This window comes from Stenotrophomonas terrae (assembly GCF_039674165.1).
GTDB classification, from domain to species: Bacteria; Pseudomonadota; Gammaproteobacteria; order Xanthomonadales; family Xanthomonadaceae; genus Stenotrophomonas; species Stenotrophomonas terrae_A.
Map to the genome: position 1 here is coordinate 1 of NZ_JBDJMY010000012.1, position 19,785 is coordinate 19,785.

Annotated in this window: 18 protein-coding genes; 14 read left to right on the top strand and 4 right to left on the bottom strand. The window is 64.2% G+C overall.

Features of this window, described 5'->3' with window-relative positions:
* Positions 1–154: 154 nt before the first annotated feature.
* Positions 155–2,059 (bottom strand): molecular chaperone HtpG, encoded by a 1,905-nt coding sequence (gene htpG / locus ABE493_RS07415; RefSeq protein WP_346498302.1) that lies wholly within the window; start codon positions 2,057–2,059, stop codon positions 155–157.
* Positions 2,060–2,261: 202 nt separating this feature from the next.
* Here htpG and rsmD point away from each other — a divergent pair, with 202 nt between their 5' ends.
* From rsmD to ABE493_RS07450, 7 genes are all read left to right on the top strand, one after another.
* On the top strand, positions 2,262–2,882 hold the full coding sequence (gene rsmD, locus ABE493_RS07420) for a 16S rRNA (guanine(966)-N(2))-methyltransferase RsmD (protein ID WP_346498303.1): 621 nt from the start codon (positions 2,262–2,264) through the stop codon (positions 2,880–2,882).
* On the top strand, positions 2,879–3,382 hold the full coding sequence (gene coaD, locus ABE493_RS07425) for a pantetheine-phosphate adenylyltransferase (protein WP_062166234.1): 504 nt from the start codon (positions 2,879–2,881) through the stop codon (positions 3,380–3,382). The genes rsmD and coaD overlap by 4 nt, the downstream gene beginning before the upstream one ends.
* A 39-nt stretch (positions 3,383–3,421) precedes the next feature.
* Entirely contained in the window at positions 3,422–3,910 is a 489-nt protein-coding gene (locus ABE493_RS07430; protein WP_346498304.1) for a hypothetical protein, read from the top strand.
* A 330-nt stretch (positions 3,911–4,240) separates the two neighbouring features.
* On the top strand, positions 4,241–4,507 hold the full coding sequence (locus tag ABE493_RS07435; protein ID WP_057629977.1) for a YfhL family 4Fe-4S dicluster ferredoxin: 267 nt from the start codon (positions 4,241–4,243) through the stop codon (positions 4,505–4,507).
* 14 nt (positions 4,508–4,521) lie between these two features.
* Entirely contained in the window at positions 4,522–6,264 is a 1,743-nt protein-coding gene (gene ggt, locus ABE493_RS07440; RefSeq protein ID WP_346498305.1) for a gamma-glutamyltransferase, read from the top strand.
* A gap of 305 nt (positions 6,265–6,569) precedes the next feature.
* Positions 6,570–7,460: an MBL fold metallo-hydrolase gene (locus tag ABE493_RS07445; protein ID WP_346498306.1), complete on the top strand. Its 891-nt coding sequence runs from the start codon at positions 6,570–6,572 to the stop codon at positions 7,458–7,460.
* 97 nt (positions 7,461–7,557) lie between these two features.
* Entirely contained in the window at positions 7,558–8,394 is an 837-nt protein-coding gene (locus ABE493_RS07450; RefSeq protein ID WP_346498307.1) for a hypothetical protein, read from the top strand.
* Between the two features lie 60 nt (positions 8,395–8,454).
* Here ABE493_RS07450 and ABE493_RS07455 read toward each other — a convergent pair whose 3' ends face one another.
* Both ABE493_RS07455 and upp read right to left on the bottom strand, forming a co-directional pair.
* Positions 8,455–8,865: a g-type lysozyme inhibitor gene (locus ABE493_RS07455; RefSeq protein ID WP_346498308.1), complete on the bottom strand. Its 411-nt coding sequence runs from the start codon at positions 8,863–8,865 to the stop codon at positions 8,455–8,457.
* A 58-nt stretch (positions 8,866–8,923) separates the two neighbouring features.
* Positions 8,924–9,556 (bottom strand): uracil phosphoribosyltransferase, encoded by a 633-nt coding sequence (upp, locus tag ABE493_RS07460; protein WP_346498309.1) that lies wholly within the window; start codon positions 9,554–9,556, stop codon positions 8,924–8,926.
* Positions 9,557–9,775: 219 nt separating this feature from the next.
* Here upp and ABE493_RS07465 point away from each other — a divergent pair, with 219 nt between their 5' ends.
* The 6 genes from ABE493_RS07465 (at position 9,776) to ABE493_RS07490 (ending at position 16,881) form a co-directional block, all read left to right on the top strand.
* A complete protein-coding gene (locus ABE493_RS07465; RefSeq protein WP_346498310.1) occupies positions 9,776–10,360 on the top strand; it encodes a hypothetical protein in 585 nt (194 codons plus the stop codon).
* 210 nt (positions 10,361–10,570) lie between these two features.
* Positions 10,571–13,087, top strand: coding sequence for a TonB-dependent receptor (locus ABE493_RS07470; protein WP_346498311.1), 2,517 nt, complete (start codon positions 10,571–10,573; stop codon positions 13,085–13,087).
* A gap of 23 nt (positions 13,088–13,110) precedes the next feature.
* Positions 13,111–14,193, top strand: coding sequence for a phytase (locus ABE493_RS07475; RefSeq protein ID WP_346498416.1), 1,083 nt, complete (start codon positions 13,111–13,113; stop codon positions 14,191–14,193).
* Positions 14,190–15,578, top strand: coding sequence for a metallophosphoesterase (locus tag ABE493_RS07480; protein WP_430980728.1), 1,389 nt, complete (start codon positions 14,190–14,192; stop codon positions 15,576–15,578). The genes ABE493_RS07475 and ABE493_RS07480 overlap by 4 nt, the downstream gene beginning before the upstream one ends.
* A 4-nt stretch (positions 15,579–15,582) precedes the next feature.
* Positions 15,583–16,191, top strand: coding sequence for an inorganic diphosphatase (locus tag ABE493_RS07485; protein ID WP_430980729.1), 609 nt, complete (start codon positions 15,583–15,585; stop codon positions 16,189–16,191).
* A gap of 210 nt (positions 16,192–16,401) precedes the next feature.
* Entirely contained in the window at positions 16,402–16,881 is a 480-nt protein-coding gene (locus ABE493_RS07490; protein WP_430980732.1) for a hypothetical protein, read from the top strand.
* A 99-nt stretch (positions 16,882–16,980) separates the two neighbouring features.
* Here ABE493_RS07490 and ABE493_RS07495 read toward each other — a convergent pair whose 3' ends face one another.
* A complete protein-coding gene (locus ABE493_RS07495) occupies positions 16,981–18,003 on the bottom strand; it encodes a LysR family transcriptional regulator (protein ID WP_346498313.1) in 1,023 nt (340 codons plus the stop codon).
* A 555-nt stretch (positions 18,004–18,558) separates the two neighbouring features.
* On the opposite strand from ABE493_RS07495, the gene ABE493_RS07500 reads away from it, so the two are divergent.
* On the top strand, positions 18,559–19,713 hold the full coding sequence (locus ABE493_RS07500; RefSeq protein ID WP_346498419.1) for an efflux RND transporter periplasmic adaptor subunit: 1,155 nt from the start codon (positions 18,559–18,561) through the stop codon (positions 19,711–19,713).
* Positions 19,714–19,785 lie beyond the last annotated feature (72 nt).

A 19,785-nucleotide genomic window follows, 5' to 3' on the forward strand; every position in this document is an offset into this window, starting at 1 on the left:
TTTGAGCCCCTCTCCCGTTTGCGGGAGAGGGGTTGGGGTGAGGGCGGCTTTTGCGGCTGTACTGGTAAAGCCTTTGCCGAGCATGGCTCGGCACTACGGGCTCTACCGGGAAGGCCTCTGCCGAGCATGGCTCGGCACTACAGCCCCCCTGAGCTCAGGCCGACAGCTCCAGCAGCAGCTTGTTCAAGCGTCGTACGTAGCCGGCCGGGTCCTTCAGGCTGTCGCCGGCGGCCAGTGCGGCCTGGTCGAACAGCACATGGGCCAGGTCGTTGAAGCGGTCCATGTCGGGTTCCGCATCCAGCTTCTCGATCAGCGGATGGCTCGGGTTGAACTCGAATACCGGCTTGCTGTCCGGCACCTTCTGGCCGCTGGCTTCCAGGATCTGGCGCATCTGCAGGCCCAGGTCCTGTTCGCCGATGGCCAGGATCGCCGGGGAGTCGGTCAAACGGTGCGAAACACGCACTTCGGCCACTTCCTCGCCCAACGCAGTCTTCAGGCGCGTGGCCAGGCCTTCCTTGGTCTTGGCAACTTCTTCCTGCGCCTTCTTGTCTTCTTCGCTTTCCAGCTTGCCCAGGTCCAGATCGCCACGGGCGATGTCGGCGAAGGACTTGCCGTCGAACTCGGTGAGGTAGCTCATCAGCCACTCATCGATGCGATCGGTCATCAGCAGTACTTCAATGCCCTTCTTGCGGAACACCTCAAGATGCGGGCTGTCCTTGACCTGCTGGAAGCTCTCGCCGGTCAGGTAATAGATCTTGTCCTGGCCTTCGATCATGCGGCCGATATAGTCGGCCAAGGCAACGCTCTGCTCGCCGCTGCCGTCATGGGTGGAGGCGAAACGCAGCAGGCCGGCGACCTTTTCACGGTTGCCGTAGTCCTCGGCCGGGCCTTCCTTCAGCACCTGGCCGAAGTTCTTCCAGAAGCCTGCGTAGTCTTCCGGCTTGTCCTTGGCCAGCTTCTCCAGCATGTCCAGCGAACGCTTGGTCAGTGCCGACTTCATCGAGTCGATCACCGGGCCGGACTGCAGGATTTCACGCGACACGTTCAACGGCAGGTCGTTGGAATCGACCACGCCCTTGATGAAACGCAGGTACAGCGGCAGGAACTGCTCGGCCTGGTCCATGATGAAAACGCGCTGCACATAGAGCTTCAGGCCCTTGGGTGCGTCGCGGTGGTACAGGTCGAACGGCGCGCGGCCCGGCGTGTACAGCAGCGAGGTGTATTCCAGCTTGCCCTCGACCTTGTTGTGGGTCCAGGCCAGCGGGTCGGTCGGGTCATGCGCGATGTGCTTGTAGAACTCCTTGTACTCCTCGTCCTTGACCTCGGACTTGGGGCGGGTCCACAGCGCATTGGCGCGGTTGACGGTTTCCCACTCCGGGGTGGCCGGCTTGTCGGCTTCTTCGCCGTGATGTTCCTTCTGCAGCTCTATCGGCAGGCCGATATGGTCGGAATACTTTTTGATCAGGCTGCGCAGCTGCCAGCCATCGGTATAGCTGTCTTCGCCTTCCTTCAGGTGCAGCACGATGCGGGTGCCGCGCTCGGGCTTGTCGATGGTTTCAACTTCGAACTCGCCTTCGCCCTTCGATGACCAATGCACGCCTTCGCTGGCCGGCAGGCCGGCGCGGCGGCTGTAGACGTCGACCTGGTCGGCAACGATGAAGGCCGAGTAGAAGCCGACGCCGAACTGGCCGATCAGGTTGGAGTCCTTCTTCTGGTCACCGGACAGGTTCTTCAGGAACTCGGCGGTGCCGGATTTGGCGATGGTGCCCAGGTGCGCGATGGCCTCATCGCGGCTCAGGCCAATGCCGTTGTCGTCGATGGTCAGGGTGCGTGCGACCGGGTCGGCTTCGATGCGGATGCGCAGTGGTGCGCCGCCTTCAAGCAGCTCGGGCTGGGTCAGCGCTTCGAAACGCAGCTTGTCGGCGGCGTCGGCGGCATTGGACACCAGCTCGCGCAGGAAGATCTCCTTGTTCGAGTACAGCGAATGGATCATCAGGTGCAGCAGCTGCTTCACCTCGGTCTGGAAACCGCGGGTTTCCTTGTGATTCTGGTCAGTCATCGGTCGGGGTGCTCCGTTGCAGAGGGGCCGCGCAGCTGCGCGGCGGCTGCAACTGGGGTAAGGGTGAATGGGCCGATTTCAAGGTGGGAGCGGCCGGGGCGGGTGCTGGTCTATCATCTGCACACCCCAGAGTTGATCGATGTAGGCCGCCGATGTATTTGATTTGCCGCGTTTTGTCATTGGCTTTGCCGGTGTGGGCCGGATGAGCGCGCCGCACGGCAAGCTCGCCGCCGGCAGCGGCCAGGTGCGCATCGTGGGTGGGCGCTGGCGCAACACCCGCCTGCAGGTTCCTGAATTGCCGGGTTTGCGGCCGACCAGCGACCGCGTCCGCGAAACCCTGTTCAACTGGCTGATGCCCAAACTGCCGGGCGCGCGGGTGCTGGATCTGTTCGCCGGCAGCGGTGCGCTGGGGCTGGAGGCGGTGTCGCGCGGTGCCGCCCAGGCGCAGTTGGTGGAGCGCGATCCACGCCTGGTGGCCGCCCTGCGTGGGGTGGTGGAGCGGCTGGATGCAGCCGCCCAGGTCGAGGTGATTGCCGCCGATGCGGTGCAATGGCTGGACAGCGCGGCTGCCGCGCAGGCAGATGTGGTGTTTCTGGACCCTCCTTTTGCAGCCGGTTTGTGGGAACAGGTGATTGCGCGGCTGCCCCGGCATGTGGCTGCGGACGCATGGCTGTATGTGGAAGCGCCGGTGGGTGCGGCCCCGCTGTTGCCGGCGGAATGGCAGCTGCGACGCGAAGGCAGTACCCGCGAAGTGGGCTATGCCCTCTATCGACGAGCCGCTGCTACACTTCGCGGCGACATGAACGCGACCGAACCCGCATGACCTCAGCCAACCGCCGCATCGCTGTATACCCGGGCACTTTCGACCCGATCACCAACGGTCACATCGATCTGGTGAATCGCGCCGCGCCGCTGTTCGAGAAAGTAGTGGTGGGCGTGGCGCAGAGCCCAGCCAAGGGCCCGACGCTGTCGCTGGACCTGCGCGTAGCGCTGGCGGTGGAGGCCTTGCAGCACCACGACAATGTGGAAGTAGTGGGCTTCGATACCCTGCTGGCCCATTTCGTGCGCTCGGTGCATGGCGGGGTGCTGCTGCGCGGCCTGCGTGCGGTGTCCGATTTCGAATACGAATTCCAGATGGCCAGCATGAACCGCCATCTGATCCCGGAGGTGGAAACCCTGTTCCTCACCCCCTCCGAACAGCACAGCTTCATTTCCTCCTCACTGGTGCGCGAAATCGCCCGGTTGGGCGGGGATGTGTCCGGCTTCGTGCCGGCAACCGTGCTTGAAGCGTTGCGCAAGGCCCGCGAAGCTCGCGGGCAGTAAACCTCTTTCAGTAACACCACTTTCAACGGGAGAACGATCATGAAGAACACGATGCGCGTGCTGCTTGCCGCCTCGATGGTGCTGGCTGTAACCGCCTGCAAAAAAGAAGAAGCGCCGGTAGTTGAAGCGCAGCAGGCACTGGTCGCCCCGGCCAAGGACGACGATGCAGGCTGGAAGAAGTACCTGCAGGCCGTTGCCGTGCAGAACATGGGCAACATCACCGCCAGCCCGTTCCTGTACTACCTGCCGCCGGCTTCGGACCCGGAGTTCGCTGCCAAGTACGACCGTCAGGTCGAGAGCGCCACCACCGCCATTGGCCGTGGCATCCAGCCGGGCAACATGCTGGCCTTCGGTTCGTCGAACTCGGCCAAGATGGCTGACCTGATCGAAAGCGGCTTCAAGGACGTGCAGGCCGACTCGATGAAGGGTGTGCGCGTGGTGTTCATCGGCGACGCCGCTGACAACGCCCGCGTGCAGACCATCGTCAAGCCGACCGGCGCCGACTACATCTTCGTCGAAGCCAAGTAATTCAATGGCGGGGCTGCCTTGCGGCCCCGCTGTTGCCACGGCGTGACCCCCGCAGCGGTGGGGGTTGCTCCGCTTGCAGGTTGGCTCGGCCCCGGCCCGATGCGGCTGCGGCCAGGTTCAACAAGTCCTGCACATTGCCGATGCCGCCCAAGCCGGTCTCCACATCAGCGGAACGCTGCGGGACTGCGGCGCTGCCGCCAGCCCGGCCCCGGCAAAAGCAGGATCCGGTAAGCTTGCTGTCGGCGCTGCCCCTGGCAGGCCACGAACAGCAGGTCCGATGAACCGGCATGCGCCGGTTGCAAGCCCCGCTCTGACGGGAACACCGCAACAATGTCTCTGAAAATCAATGAGCTCTGCGTCAACTGCGACGTCTGCGAGCCGGCCTGTCCCAATCAGGCAATCGCCATGGGCGAGACGATCTATGTGATCGATCCAGCCCGTTGCACCGAATGTGTCGGTCATTTCGATGAACCGCAATGCGTGGTGGTGTGCCCGGTCGAATGCATCGACCCGGACCCGGATATCGTCGAGACCGAAGATCAGCTGCTGGCCAAACTGGCCGGCCTGCAACGCGACCACCCTGAGCTCTACCCATAGGAGAAACCAACGGCATGAAACACGTTGCTCGTTCGCTGCTGCTGTTCGCGCTGGTGCTGGCACCGGTTGCGTGGGCCGCTGATACCGCACCGGCCCGCGCCACGCACCCTGACGGCGCTGCGATTGCCAGCGGTCATTCGCTGGCAACCCAGGCCGGCATGGAAATCCTCGGCAAGGGCGGCAATGCGTTCGATGCTGCCGTTGCCGTGTCGTCCACCCTGGCGGTGGTTGAGCCGATCAGCTCGGGGCTGGGTGGCGGTGGGTTTTTCCTGCTGCATGATGCCAAGACCGGCAAGGACGTGATGCTGGACGCGCGCGAAACCTCGCCCGAATCCGCCACGCCGGACCGGTTCCTGGACAAGAACGGCGAGCTGGACCGCGACCGCTCGGTCAATGGCCCGTGGTCGGCTGGCATCCCAGGCCTGCCTGCGGCGCTGGTGAAGCTGGCCCGCGAGCACGGCAAGCTGCCGCTCAGCGATTCGCTGGCACCGGCGATCCGCGTGGCTACCGATGGTTTTCCGGTTTACGCACGCATGGCGCGTGGCTACGCCAGCCGCCGTGAGGTGATGGACCGTTATCCGGGTACCCGCGAGGTTTACCTGCGCAACGGCAAGCCGATCGCCGAGGGTGACATCTTCAAGCAGCCGGAGCTGGCACACACCCTGCAGCTGCTCGCCGCCAACGGATTTGACGGCTTCTACCGGGGTGAAACCGGGCGCAAGCTGCTGGCTGGCGTAAAGCAGGCCGGTGGCCGCTGGACCGCCGAGGAACTGGCCGGCTACACGGTCAAGACCCGCGAGCCTATCGTGTTCGATTACCGCGGCTGGAAGATCACCACTGCCTCGCCGCCGTCTTCCGGTGGCATTGCGCTGGCCTCGATGCTGCAGATCCTGGAACCCTGGGATCTGAACAAGATGGACCAGGCACACAGCACCCATCTGGTGGTGGAAGCGATGCGTCGCGCCTATCGTGACCGCACCTTCTTCCTCGGTGACCCGGACTTCGTCGACATCCCGCAGAAGGTGCTGACCAGCCGCGATTACGCACAGGGCCTGCGTGCCACCATCCATCCGGAAAAGGCCACGCCCAGCGACCTGCTGTCGGGCAACCCGACGCCGCTGGAAGACGACGAGACCACCCACTTCTCGATCATCGACAGCGAAGGCAACCGCGTTGGTGGCACCCAGACGGTGAACCTGTTGTACGGCTCGGGTTTGATCCCGGCCGGCACCGGCGTGCTGTTGAACAACGAGATGGACGATTTCGCGCTCAAGCCGGGCACGCCGAACGCGTTCGGGGTGATGGGCTACGCGGCCAATGCGCCGGCCAAGGGCAAGCGCATGCTCAGCTCGATGACGCCGACCTTCATGGAAAATGACGACAAGGTGGTGGTGATTGGCACGCCGGGTGGCAGCCGCATCATCACCATGGTGCTGCTCGGCATCCTCGGCTATGACGCAGGCCTGGATGCGCAGCAGGTCGCGGCCTTGCCGCGCTACCACCACCAGTGGTTGCCGGATGAGATTTCGGCCGAAACTGGTGCGTTCTCGCCGGAAGTAGCCCGGCAGCTGCAGGCGATGGGCCACAAGGTTGAACTGCCGGGTGACTCGGCAGCGGGTGGCCGTGGTTCCAGCCATGTGTGGGGCAACCTGCAGACGGTGGAGTGGGACCGGCGCAGCAATGTTCTCAGCGGCGGCAGTGATCCGCGCAACCCGGTGGGCAGTGCCGAGGTTCGCAAGTTCGGCAAGGCCGACTGAGTCAAACAGAAAACCCCGCTACGGCGGGGTTTTTCTTTGCCGGGTAACGCGCAGGTGCCGCGAGATCTGCTGGCACTGCATTGTCTGCGCCTTTTCGCTGTCGCAGGAATGAAAGCGAGGGCCGGAGGAGCACATGCGCAATGCCCAAGCCAGGCATCAATACCCCGACATAATCCGCAACACAGCCGTTGCCATCAACCCAGAAACAAGATGCAATGTTGCGCTGTTGATCTATAGCGGCCCGCGTCAATTATCCGTCAGCATTTACTTGCGAATATTTAACGCGCGGCGGGTAGAATTTTCATATGAAACTATGGTCGATTCGCGGTAACTCGCAAAAACTCGATGGCGGCGCAATGTTCGGCAACGCGCCCAAGGCCTTGTGGGAACGCTGGGCGCCAGCCGATGACGCCAACCGCATCGAACTGGCATGCCGGGCGTTGCTGGCCAGTCCTTTGGGCGGCAAGACAGTGCTGTTCGAAACCGGTATTGGTGCCTTCTTCGAGCCCAAGCTGCGTGAGCGCTACGGCGTGCAGGAGCCGCGACACGTGCTGATCGATTCGCTGCGTGAAGCGGGCTTTGAGCATGAAGACATTGACGTGGTGGTGCTGAGCCACCTGCATTTCGACCATGCCGGTGGCCTGCTGGCGCCGTGGTCGGAAGGTCGCGAGCCCGAGCTGCTGTTTCCCAATGCGACCTTCGTCATTGGTGCCGAACATTGGGAACGTGCCCGCCATCCGCACCCGCGTGATCGTGCCAGCTTCATTCCCGAATTGGCGGGTTTACTGGAAGCCAGCGGGCGCCTGGAGATCGTAAACGGTCCCCATTCGAAGGTGCTGGGCGAGTCGGTGCGTTTCAGCTTCAGCGATGGTCATACGCCGGGGCTGATGCTGGCCGAGATCATCGGGCCGGAGCAGGTCAATGGCCAGTCGCGCGGTGGCGTGGTGTTCTGTGCCGATCTTATTCCGGGGCGTTCGTGGGTACATGTGCCGATCACCATGGGCTACGACCGCAACGCCGAATTGTTGATCGACGAGAAGCGTGCGTTTCTGGAAGACAAGCTGGCGCGCAACGTGCATCTGTTTTTCACCCACGATCCGCAGTGCGCGATGGCGCAGGTGGTACGCGATGACAAGGGCCGCTTCGGCACCGCTCATGAAGTGAGCGAGTTGAAGGCACGTACGTTGGCGGCATGAGCTGACCAACGGCATGAAAGAAACTGACTTCCGGCACTGATTCCCGGCGCTGCCAAAGCCGACATTGCTCCCATCATTCTCAGATCGGGGCAATGTCTTGAAATTATCTTCTCTGTTGCGACGTGCCGGGCTGGCCATGCTGCTCTTGCTGGGACCGGTAACGCTCGCGCTGGCCGCGCCCACGCATGTGCTGCCGTTGCAGGTCAGTGCCGATCGCGCCACCACCATGGCGGTATGGGAGCCGGCGCAGGTGCGCGGCGTGGTGCTGTTCTCCTCGGGGCACGGTGCGTGGCCCGAGCGCTACGAGCGCTTGCTGCAATCCTGGGCAGATGCCGGCTTCGTGGTGCTGGCGCCGCTGCATGTGGATTCGATGAAGTATCCCCAGCGGGAGCAGTTTTCGTTGCAGCAGGGCTTGACCGAACGCTTCGCCGACATGCGCGCTGCCAGCGCCTACGCGGAAAAACACTGGCGTGGAATGCCGGTTGCGGCCACGGGCCACAGCTTGGGTACGCTGATCTCCGCAGCGCTTGGCGGCGCGTTTTCCGGGCTTGGCCCATTGCGTGACCCATCGGTGGTCGCGGTACTGGGCTTTTCTTCGCCTGGGCGGATTCCGGGCCTGGTGGATGCGCAGTCCTATGCTTCGTTGGCGGTGCCGCTGCTGCTGGTCACCGGCGATGAGGACAGGGTGCCGGGATTCGTGACGGACCCGGCCGATCACCTGTATGCGGTGGAAACCGCGCCTGCGGGCAACAACACCGGGGTGGTGCTTGCCGGCGGTGACCACAACCTTGTTGGCGGTGAGCCGGAAGCATTGTTCGAGCGGGCCCGCGAGCTGGGCACCGCGTTCCTGCGGTTGCAATTGCTCCAGGATGCGCATGCCGGAGAAGTACTGGCAGCTCCTGCGGCTGCAAACGAACGCTGGTTGCGGCGCTGACACACCGCGCTTGCTGCTGCAGCAAGCCCCGCCATGCCGATGCGCATGGCGGGGGTACCGTCAATGAATGGCGAAGCTGATGCCGTAAGCCGCTTGCTGGCCACGCCGGGCGGCCGCCCGCACCTGATATACCTGCACGGTATAGGTGCCTGAGTCCGGCAAAACGCCGTTCCACTCCTGTCCAACGCTGCCGTTGCCAAGCGCCGTGGCCACGCCGGGCACATCGCCTGGGGCATAGATGTTGAAGCCGACATTGCTGCTGCCGGTCAGGCTCACCCGCATGGATTGGCTGGCCTTGGCATTCAGTGTGTAGTTCACGCTGTCGTAGCCACGCAGGTTGTGGGTGGTACTGAAGCTGCTTGTCCCTTTGGCGAACTGGACGGGCACGGCGCTGACCTTGTCGGCGGCATCCGCAAGCGGGATGCCGAGGGCGAATGCCGCAGTCAGGATCAGGGTGATGGCAGGTTTCATCGTATTCACCATTTGATTGGGGTGAGGCTTGCGGCACCAACGCTGCAGGTTCCGGCCCTCAGGCGATGCGGGTGCCGAAGATGCGGTCGCCCGCATCACCCAGGCCCGGCATGATGTAACCCTTCTCATTGAGTCGCTCGTCGATGGCGGCGGTATAGATCTCCACGTCCGGGTGTACGGCTTCCAGTGCCTTCAGGCCCTCCGGTGCGGCGACCAGGAAGATGCCCTTGATGCGGCGTGCGCCGGCCCGCTTGAGCATGTCGATGGTGGCGATCAAGGTGCCGCCGGTAGCCAGCATCGGGTCCAGGATCAACGCATCGCGTTCTTCCAGGCGGCCGGTCAGGCGCTCGAAGTAAGGCACGGGCTGCAGGGTTTCCTCATCGCGCTGCAGGCCGACCACGCTGACACGTGCGGCCGGAATCAGCGACAACACACCGCTCAGCATGCCCAGGCCTGCACGCAGGATCGGCACCACGGTGATCTTGGCACCGGCAATGCGCTGCACCTGCACCGGCCCGGCCCAGCCGGCCTGGGTGTGGCTTTCCGTCTCCAGGTTGGCAGTGGCCTCATAGGCGAGCAGGGTGCCCAGCTCGTTGACCACCTCGCGGAAATCCTTGGTGCTCATGGACGCATCGCGCAGCAGGCCAATCTTGTGCTGGACCAGGGGGTGGCGGACTTCGACGATTTTCATGGGGAGGGGGCGCTGGAAGGGGAGGACGCCATTTTAGCGCTTCTGCGCGCCGGCCTCTGCCGTGGCAGCACGCCACGCGCAGCTGCCGGGCCGGGGCTTCGGGCGATGCGGCTCGGATAGCCGGCTATTGGCTGGACGCTGCCTGCCGCCTCGTCCAGGCAGGTTCAAGCAGGCAGCCGTGATCAATCCGGCCGGTGGCCCGGAACCGGGATTGCGGAGATGATGTCTGCAGCCGAGTGGGCGGCTCAGGGAGCTGATGAAATGCGGGTGAGTGCGGGTTTGTTGGTGTTGGCAGCGTGCACCGGTAGTGCCGGGTACGTATCAGCTCGGCCGCCGCTTGAGCGGGAAGTCGTGAATCCAAGTGAGGTGGTGTTTCGTTCCGGGGCGCCCTACATCGACCTGGGGCGGGGCCGGCTCGAGCCGCTGCAGCTGCGACGACACAACGGCGAGCCGGTCTACTACCGGCTGGTCCGCTACGACGCGGAATCTGGTTACGTGAACGAACCGGATACTGAGCCGGTGATACCTGCTCCTGCCGCCATGTCGGCTCGAAGGGCCGCGCCTGCGCCTGCGCCGACCGCAGTGCATGTCATCGAAAGCCGGATAGAGGGGCGTTTCGAAGGCTGGAGCGGTGCCAGCGTTTTCCATCTGGGGAACGGGCAGGTCTGGCAACAGGTTGATGGGCGCAGGCAGGCAGCGGACCGGCATTCTCCAAAGGTCACGCTGACCCGCTGGGACACAGGCTACGAGTATGAGATGCAGGTTGAAGGCGTGTCCGGCACGGTACGGGTGCGGCGTCGCTGACCCCGGCAGGGCAATCGAAGGCGCTGCGTGATCGATGGCGTGTTTCTGTGGCTGTACCCATGCCATGACAGACTGAAATATTCCCGCTTTGCCACTGTAACTGTCGCGTAACTGTACGGACATACCGTGCACACCCATCCTTTACACAGATTGGGGGCGGTAGTGCGCAAGAGCGTCTTGGTGGTAGCGGTGACGACCGCGGTGGCCTGCATGGCTGTCGCGCCTGCCTATGCACAACAGGCTACGGCCGATGCTGCATCCACTGTTGCCGGCGGTGCTGCGGCAGCCATCGACCTGGAACGCATCGAAGTGCGTGCCCAGCGCGAAGCACAGATCCGTGCGGTGGAACTCAAGCGCGACGCCAATGGCGTACAGGACGCGGTTGCTTCCGACTCGATGGGTGACTACCCGGACATGAACGTTGCCGAGTCGCTGCAGCGCCTGCCGGGCGTCAGCGTCACCCGTGATCAGGGCGAGGGTCGCTTTGTGGTGATCCGTGGCCTGGACGCGGCCTTGAACAGCGTCAGCATCGACGGCATCGCCATCGGTACGCCAGAGGATTCCTCACGCGCGGCACCGCTGGATGTGATTCCCTCCGAGTCCACCGAGCGGCTGCGGGTGATCAAGTCGGCAACCCCGGATATGCCCGGTGATGCCATCGGTGGCGCGGTGGTGGTTGAATCGGCCTCGGCCTTCGATCGCGATGGACGCTCCTTGAAGGGCAAGCTGGAAGCCAGCCACCAGGAGTTGTCCGGCGAGACCAGCCCGAAGGCGGCGTTCAATTACAGCGACGTATTCGGCGGCACCTTTGGCGTGGCGGTGGGCGTGAACTACCAGAAGCGCAAGTTCGAATCGGACAATACCGAAGTCGAGTACGACAACTTCGATGGTGGCGCCGACGATGATCTGGTCGCCGTCGATCTGCAGCACCGCAAGTACACCATCGAGCGCGAGCGCACCGGCGCCAACGTGAACCTGGACTGGCGCCCGGACGATGCCAACCGTTACTACCTGCGCACGCTGTACAGCCAGTTCGACGATGCCGAAACCCGCCAGCGCACCATCTTCGGCCTGGGCGATGGCGAAATCAGCGCGCTGGGTGGTGGTCGCTACCAGGTGGATGCGCTGCCGGCCGATGCCATCAGCAAGCGCATGCGCTACCGCACCAAGGAAGAGAATACCTTTGCGCTCAGCCTCGGCGGTGAGAACCGTTTGACCGACGCAGTGCTGGATTACCGCATCGGCTACACCAAGACCCGCGAGCGGGTGAACGATGAAATGGAGGCGCGTTTTGACTACGACGGCGATGACATGTCGGCCACGCTCAACCAGAACAGCGGCATCCCCGGCCTGAGTCTCAGCGACAGTGGCTGGATGGACAACGCCAACTACGCCTTCGACCGCGTGGTGATCTCGCCCAAGCAGATCGACGACAGCGAGCGCAGTGCTCAGGTCAACATCCGCTTCGACGGTGACAACGCCAGTTACAAGTTCGGCGTGCTCGGCCGTTGGCGCGAACGCGACGTCAATGTGGACGAAGCCGAGCTGCGCAGCGGTCCGGCGGTGGATCTGTCCAGCTGGAACGGCAAGACCCTGGATCACCGTGGTGGCAGCCTTGGCCAGGGCATGAGCTCGGCGGCGATGCGCGCCTGGTGGGCTGCCAACGGCAGCAAGTACAGCGCGAAGTCCGGCGATGTGGCTGGCAACCTGATGACCTCGCTGGAAGAGGACTATGTAGCCAACGAAGACATCCTTGCGGCCTATGCGATGGGCACCTGGGATATCGGCGCGCTGCGCGTGATTGGCGGCGTGCGTGTGGAGAACACGCAGTTCAATGCCACCGGCAACGACGTGGATGTTGCTGCCGATGGCAAGACCGTCAGCGTCACCCCGCGTACTGCCAACAGCAGCTATAGCAGCGTGCTGCCGGGCCTGCACCTGCGTTATGACACCAACAACAACTGGGTGCTGCGTGGTTCGGTCAACAAGACCGTGGCGCGCCCTGCGTTTGGTGATGTGTCGCCGCGCCTGGCGGTCAACCGCGACGATGAAGAAGCGCGTATCGGCAATCCGAACCTGGACCCGTACGAGTCCACCAACCTGGATTTCTCGTTCGAGCGTTATCTGGGCGACAGCGGCATCGTCTCGCTGGGGCTGTTCCACAAATCCATTGATGGCTATATCGTGCAGACGGTGACCGACAATGACCCGCAATATCCGGGCTTCGACGTCACCCGCTCGATCAATGGCGACAAGGCCAGGGTGTTTGGTGCCGAGTTCAACTGGCAGCAGCAGCTGAGCTTCCTGCCGGGTGCATGGGCGGGCTTGTTGCTCGGCGCCAGCGGCACCTGGCTGGATACCGATTTCGATCCGGGCATTGCTGGCCGCGAGCGTGATGACTTCAACCTGCCGCGTGCCTCCAAGAACATCTACAGCGCGCATATCGGTTATGAGTGGGGCGGCCTGAGCACGCGCCTGGCCGGTGTGTACCGCAGCGAATACCTGGATACCATCGGCGACAGCCGTGCCTTTGATATTTATGTCGCCCCGCACACCCAGCTTGATTTCAGCTTCGACTACAAGCTCAGCAAGAACGTGAGCCTGTACCTGGAGGCCTCCAACCTGCTGGATGAGCCGCTGGAGCTGTACCAGGGCGTGCGCTCGCGCACCCTGCAGAACGAGGAATACGGCCGCACCTACGCCGTCGGCGTGAAGGTGGCACTGTGAGGGCCGCGCTGCTCTGCACGGCAATGGCGCTGGTGCTCGGTGCCTGTCACCCGGCACCGCGGTCGGCGACGCCGCCGACCGCCGCCGATCTTGCCGAAGGCGCCACCGCCGCGCCGCCGAAGTTGGTGGCGGAAGCCTTCCTGACCCCGATGACGCCGGCCGACAACATCGATTCGCCGGCCAGCTGGCGCGGCGCCGACGGCCAGCTGTGGCTGATCGCCACCGCCAAGGCCACCGACAAGCTGGTGGTCTATGACGGCCAGACCGGCAAACACCTGCGTGACATCGGCAGCACCGGCACGGCATTGGGCCAGTTCGATCGCCCCAACGGCATCGCCGTGCAGGACGATCTGCTGTTCATCGTCGAGCGCGACAACCACCGCGTGCAGGTGCTGCAGTTGCCGGACTTCAAGCCGCTGGGTGTGTTCGCGGGCAACGATCTGCGCAAGCCTTATGGCCTGTGGGTGAACCCTGTGCAGGGCGGCTATGACCTGTATGTCACCGATTCCTACGACGATGGCGAGGATGCGGCCGGCAACGACATCCTGCCGGCGCTGGAGCGCTTGAACGAGCGCGTGCGCCGCTATCACGTCAGCATTGAGGGCGGCACGGTGCAGGCAAAGCTGGTGCGCAGCATCGGCGACAGCTCGCCCAAGGGCGCATTGCGCGTGGTTGAGTCGATCTGGGGCGATCCGGCCAACGACCGTCTGCTGATTGCCGAGGAAGATGAAACCTACGCCAGCGAGTTCAAGGTCTACAACCTGGCCGGTGATTTCAGCGGTCAGACCTTTGGCCGTGGCCTGTTCCAGGCGCAGGCCGAAGGCGTGATGTTGCGCACCTGCGGCGATGGCGGCTGGTGGATCACCACCGAGCAGGGGAAGCAGCGCAGCACCTTCCATCTGTTCGATCGAAAGACGTTGGCGCCGGTGGGCTCGTTCCATGGCAATACCGTGGCCAACACCGACGGTATCTGGAACAGCCAGCAGGTCTCGGCGCGCTTCCCGCAGGGCGCCTTGTACGCGGTGCATGACGATCAGGGCGTGGTGGCCTTCGATTGGCGTGACATCGCCACGGCGTTGTCGCTGCCGCAGGACTGCAGCAAGTGAGGGCCCAGCGTGTGAGCCAGCGGCTGTTATTGGCTGCCCTGATCGGCGCAGCTTTGAGCGGCGCGGCTGGAGCGGTGGGGGCAGCTCCAGCCGCCGAGCCCAATACGCAGGTGCCGGCGGGTAGCCAGCACTATGCGGCCAGTGGCTTCCCGGATCGCATCGTCGCCTCCCCGGCACAGGACGCAAGCAGCGGTTTTGCGGTGGCATGGCGTACCGCACCGCTGGCGCAGCCGCCGGTGCTGGAGCTGGCCGTGGCCGGTGATTCGCCGGACATGGGTCAAGTGCGGCAGCTGCGCGCAAGCAGCCAGGCCTTGCAGACCGAGAACGGCAACAGCCAGCATCATCGTGCCGTCATCGATGGTCTGCAGGCCGACACCCTGTATGCCTATCGCGTGCAGGGGCAGGGCACCTGGAGCGCGTGGCAGCACTTCCGCACGGCCGCTGCGGCGGGCGAGCCGCTGACCGTGCTGTACTTCGGCGATACCCAGAACAAGAACCTCAGTCATGTCAGCCGGGTCATTCGCCAAGGCTGGCAGACCGCGCCGGATGCGCGGCTGACCCTGTTTGCCGGCGATCTGGTCAGCGGTGGCGATGGCGAGGATGACAACGAGTGGGGCGAGTGGTTCGCCGCCGGCGGCTGGCTGTTGCCGGGTATGGCGATCGCCCCGGCGGCCGGCAACCACGAGTACTTCGAGGAATTCGAAGACACGCCGCAGGAGCGGCGGGTGCTCGGCAAGCACTGGCCGGTGACCTTCGCACTGCCGGCCAATGGCGCTGCCGCCACCGCCAGCACGACCTACTGGTTCGACTATCAGGGCCTGCGCGTGGTGGTGTTGGATGGCACCTCGGCGCTGGATCTGGGCACCGCCAAGGCGCAGGCAAGCTGGCTGCAGAAGGTATTGGAGGACAGCGCGCAGGTGTGGAATATCGTGGTCGTGCACCAGCCGCTGTATCCGCTGCGTGCAGAACGCGATACCTCGGTACTTGCCAGCGAGATCCGTCCGGTCCTGCAGCAGCACAAGGTGGATCTGGTGCTGCAGGGCCACGACCACACCTACGGCCGCCGCGCCGACGACGGAGCCGCCTTGCCGCAGTACATCTCATCGGTGGCCGGCCCCAAGCAGTACCGGCTGTCGCCGCAGGCGCGTGCGACGATGAAGCCCACTGCCGAGGACACGCAGTTGTTCCAGGTATTGCGGCTGGACGACAAGGGCCTACGCTACGAAGCGCGTACCGCTACCGGCCGCCTGTATGACGCGTTCCAGATCAGCCGTGACGCACAGGGCGGCAAGCACTTCAGCGAGATCACCGACGGGCGCATTCCACAACGCGATTGCCCGCGGCCGCTCTCGCCGAAGGGCCGCGATGACCGGTGTTGGGAATGAACCGATGAGCCGCGTGCTGATGCGTGTGGGTGCGATGTTGCTGGCCACGGTTTCGCCGCTGTTGGCCGGCGCGCAGGTGCTGCATCCGTTTGCATTGCCGCAAGCGGAGAACGCCCCGCAGGAAGTGCTGCTGGCGGTGGAAATCCCCGCCGGTGGCGCGATCAAGTATGAGTTCGGCGCGCATGGCGAACTGCAGGTGGACCGTTTCCTGTCGATGCCGGTGGCTTACCCGGCCAATTACGGGGCAATGCCACAGACCCTGGCCGGCGATGGAGATCCGCTGGATGCGCTGGTGCTGACCCGCTTTCCGGTCCAGGCCGGTGCGGTGCTGCGATTCCGGCCGGTGGCGGTGCTGCGGATGCGCGACAAGGGCCAGGCCGATGAGAAAATCCTCGGGGTGCCGGTAGATGCCGTTGATCCAACCTATGCCAAGGTCCACGACCTGGATGACCTGCCGGCGATGGAAGTCCAACGCATCGAGGCGTTCTTCCGCAGCTACAAGCAGTTGCCGGGTGGGGCGGACATCCAGCTCAACGGCTGGGGCGATGCGGCGCAGGCGCGGCAGGTGATCGATCAGGCGATGGCCGGCTATCGCGCCCAGGGCAGGCCCTGAGTATCGACCTGCTTCACGGCTGTGCCTTTGGCTTGCCCCTATAATGAACGCGGATTTGTCCCGATGTGTCATCGCGCGCGTGCCGCAGTTGCGGGCGTTGGGTGATGGCAACTGGAAGCAATGACGGCCCGGCCACGGGGTTGGCTGGGCGATCACGGCGGGCTGTCGTCAGAGGCAGGTGCCCAATCAAGGAGGGTGGTCATGCGCATTATGGGTAAGGCTTGGAGCAAGGTGGCCGTAGCGGCCATGTTGGTTGCATTGTCAGCGGGAGCCGCGGCGGCACCGCCGTTGGAGGAAGAATTCGTCAACCCCAGCGAAGTGCTGTTCGAGGGCGGCAAGGCTTACGCCGATGCTGGCGGTGGGCGCATGGAGCAGCTGCACAGCCGCAAGCAGGGTGGCGAGACGGTGTATTACCGTCTGGTTCGCTATGACAACGAAAACGGCTATGTGGACAACGACGGTACGCCGGCGTTGGCGCAGAACTTCCAGAGCGAATCCAGTATCGGCGCCACGCCATACCGCTATTTTGGCTCCGGCCATTTTTCGCGTCCGGATTTCTACAACAGCCCGTACAACCGCGACGCCCGCCAGCGTTATTCGGGCCCGGGTTACTTCGGCAGCTGCAGCCGCTATGACGGCTGCAAGGAAGTACAGATCGTACCGTTGTGGCCGTATTACCGCGGTTACTGAGTTTGCCGGCAGCGCATCGCCGGCAGGCGGCCTGATCGATGGATGTCACAACAGCAACGGCGCCTTCATTGGCGCCGTTGCTGTTTATTGGGGCGCAACTCAGGCGCTGAGCGCTTCGACGATGCGCAGCTTGGGGTGGGCCTTGGAACGCTGCTGGTATTCCTGCTCGATATCGGCCAGGCGCTTGGCGTTTGGGCATTGCAGCAGCATGTAGTTGGCGTCGAAGTTGAGCTTGGCGACCAGGAAGTCGATGAAAACACGCACCTTCGGCGACACCAGGCGGCCACCGGCAAAGACCGCGTTGAAGTCGTAGTTCGGGCCGGTCCAGCCCGGCAGCACGCGCCGCACCAGGCCGGCTTCGACAAAGGGCTTGGCCATCACGTCGCTGCTCAGCACCAGGCCTTCGCCGGCGACCATGGGTGCGTTCAGTGCTGAAGGGTCGTTGGCCAGCAGCAGGGGATTGACGGTGAACTCACGCATGTCACCGCCGTGCTCGGCCAAGGCCCAGGTGAAACGCTGGTTCTGGCCGTGTTGCGGCTTGCGCACTGCCAAGGTGCGGTGGAATTGCAGTTCATCCGGGTGCTGCGGTTCACCGTGCAGGTCGATGTAGGCCGGGCTGGCGAATACCTGGGTGCGCAGGCTGCCCAGCTTGCGCGCGATCAGGTTGGAGTCGGGCAGCGGGCCGACCCGTAGCGCCATATCCACTTCACCGCTGATCAGGTCCATGGCTTCGTTGCCCAGGTGCATGTCCACGCGGATGTCCGGGTAGGCACTCTGGAACTGGCCCAGCAGTGGCGCAATCCAGCTTGTGCCAATCGAATACGGAACGGTGAAACGCAACCATCCGCGCGGCCCCGACTGCAGCTGGCTGACGGCACTCTCGGCCTGGTCCAGCTCGCGGGCGATACGTTGGCAATGCTCGTAGTAGACGGTGCCGGCTTCGGTCAGGCCGAGGCGGCGCGTGGTCCGGTGCAGCAGGCGCGCACCCAGGCGGGTTTCCAACTCCTGCACCTTGCGGCTGACCGTGGTCTTGGGCTGGCCGAGCAGGCGCGCGGCAGCGGTGAAGCTGCCCTGTTCGACAACTTTGACGAAGATCAGGGTGTCGTTGAGATCATTGGCCATGGGAGAACCCTAGCGGCAGCGGAATTGTGCCGGCGACGGGATGATTATTCCCTTGAATTCGTACTAATCAAGTATGGATTTGAGGCCTACCTTGTACGCCTGTGTTCACGACGGACAAGTTGCCATGCGTATGCGCTCCCCATTGACCCTGCCTACGCCCCGCCGCGAACCCAGGTACAGCAATGTTCTGCGTGCAGGGATGACAGGCAATCGCTTGAATCCACTGCAGTTTGAAGCCCTGTCGGATGTCGCCACGGGGCTGCCTTCGGCGCACTCGAAAGGACCAGTAGCCGGCCTCCTGCGCACGCTGCTGCGCGCCGTTGTCCCATGGATGGTCCAAAAATTTCCGCGGGCGGGACAGTGATGCGCACTTTCCGCACAAGGTTTTCGCAACTTCCCGCAGTGCAGCGCAAACGCCCGCGCGATCCGGCGCCGGCGCTGCGATGTCGAAGCTGACGCTGTTGTCCTTCTGTCCCCTGATTACCTCCCCCCTTGGAGAATGAAATGAAAGGTATTTCGCAATCACCAGTGCTTCGACGTGCCGCGCTGGCCAGCATGTCGGCATTGACCCTGGCCGTGCTTGCCGCCTGCAGTGGCGGCCACGCAGAAAACGCCGCACCGCCGCCGCCCGAAGTCAGCGTCGCGCCGGTGCTGATCAAGCAGATCTCCCAGTGGGACGAATTCAGCGGCCGCGTGGAGGCGGTGCAGAGCGTGGAACTGCGCCCACGCGTCTCCGGCTATATCGACAAGGTCAACTATGTCGAAGGCGAGGAGGTGAAGAAGGGCGACGTGCTGTTCACCATCGACGCGCGCAGCTACCAGGCCGAATTCAACCGCGCCCAGGCCGAGTTGAACCGCGCACGCACCCAGGCCACGCTGGCCCGCAGTGAATCCGAACGCGCGCGTCGCCTGGCCGAACAGCAGGCCATCGCCACGGAAACCGCCGAGCAGCGCCGGGCCAGCGCCGATCAGGCCGGTGCGCAGGTGCAGGCGGCGCAGGCCGCTTTGGATGCCGCGCGGCTCAACTTGGAGTTCACCCAGGTGCGCGCGCCGATCAACGGCCGCGCCGGGCGCGCGATGGTCACCGCCGGTAACCTGGTCACCGCAGGCGACGCCGCCAGTGTGCTGACCACGCTGGTGTCGCTGGATACGGTGCACGTCTATTTCGACGCCGACGAATCCACCTACCTGCGTTACGCGCAGATGGCACGCGACGGCGAGCGCCCGAGCGAGCGCGACCAGGCCCTGCCGGTAAAGGTTGGCCTGAGCGGTGAGGACGGCTTCCCGCACGAAGGCAAGGTCGACTTCCTCGACAACCAGGTGACCCGCAGCACCGGCACCATCCGCGTGCGTGCGCTGCTGGAAAACAGCAACCGCGAGTTCACCCCCGGCCTGTTCGCACGCGTGCGGCTGCTGGGCAGCGGGCAGTTCCAGGCTGTGCTGGTGGACGACAAGGCAGTGCTGACCGACCAGGACCGCAAGTACGTCTACGTGCTGGACAAGGACGGCAAATCGGAACGGCGTGACGTGCAGCTTGGCCGCAACGCCGAAGGCCTGCGCATCGTCGAACACGGCCTTGCCGCTGGCGACAAGGTCATCGTCGACGGCGTGCAGAAGGTGTTCATGCCCGGCATGCCGGTGCAGGCCAAGCCGGTGCCCATGCAACGGGCCGCCGCCGCACCTCCGCAGGCCGTGAGCAGCATCAACTAAGCCGCCAACCACGTTTGCCGGCGCGGCTGCCGGCCGTCGCTGTCTGCGCCCTTGCGGGTGCGGGCAGGGCGA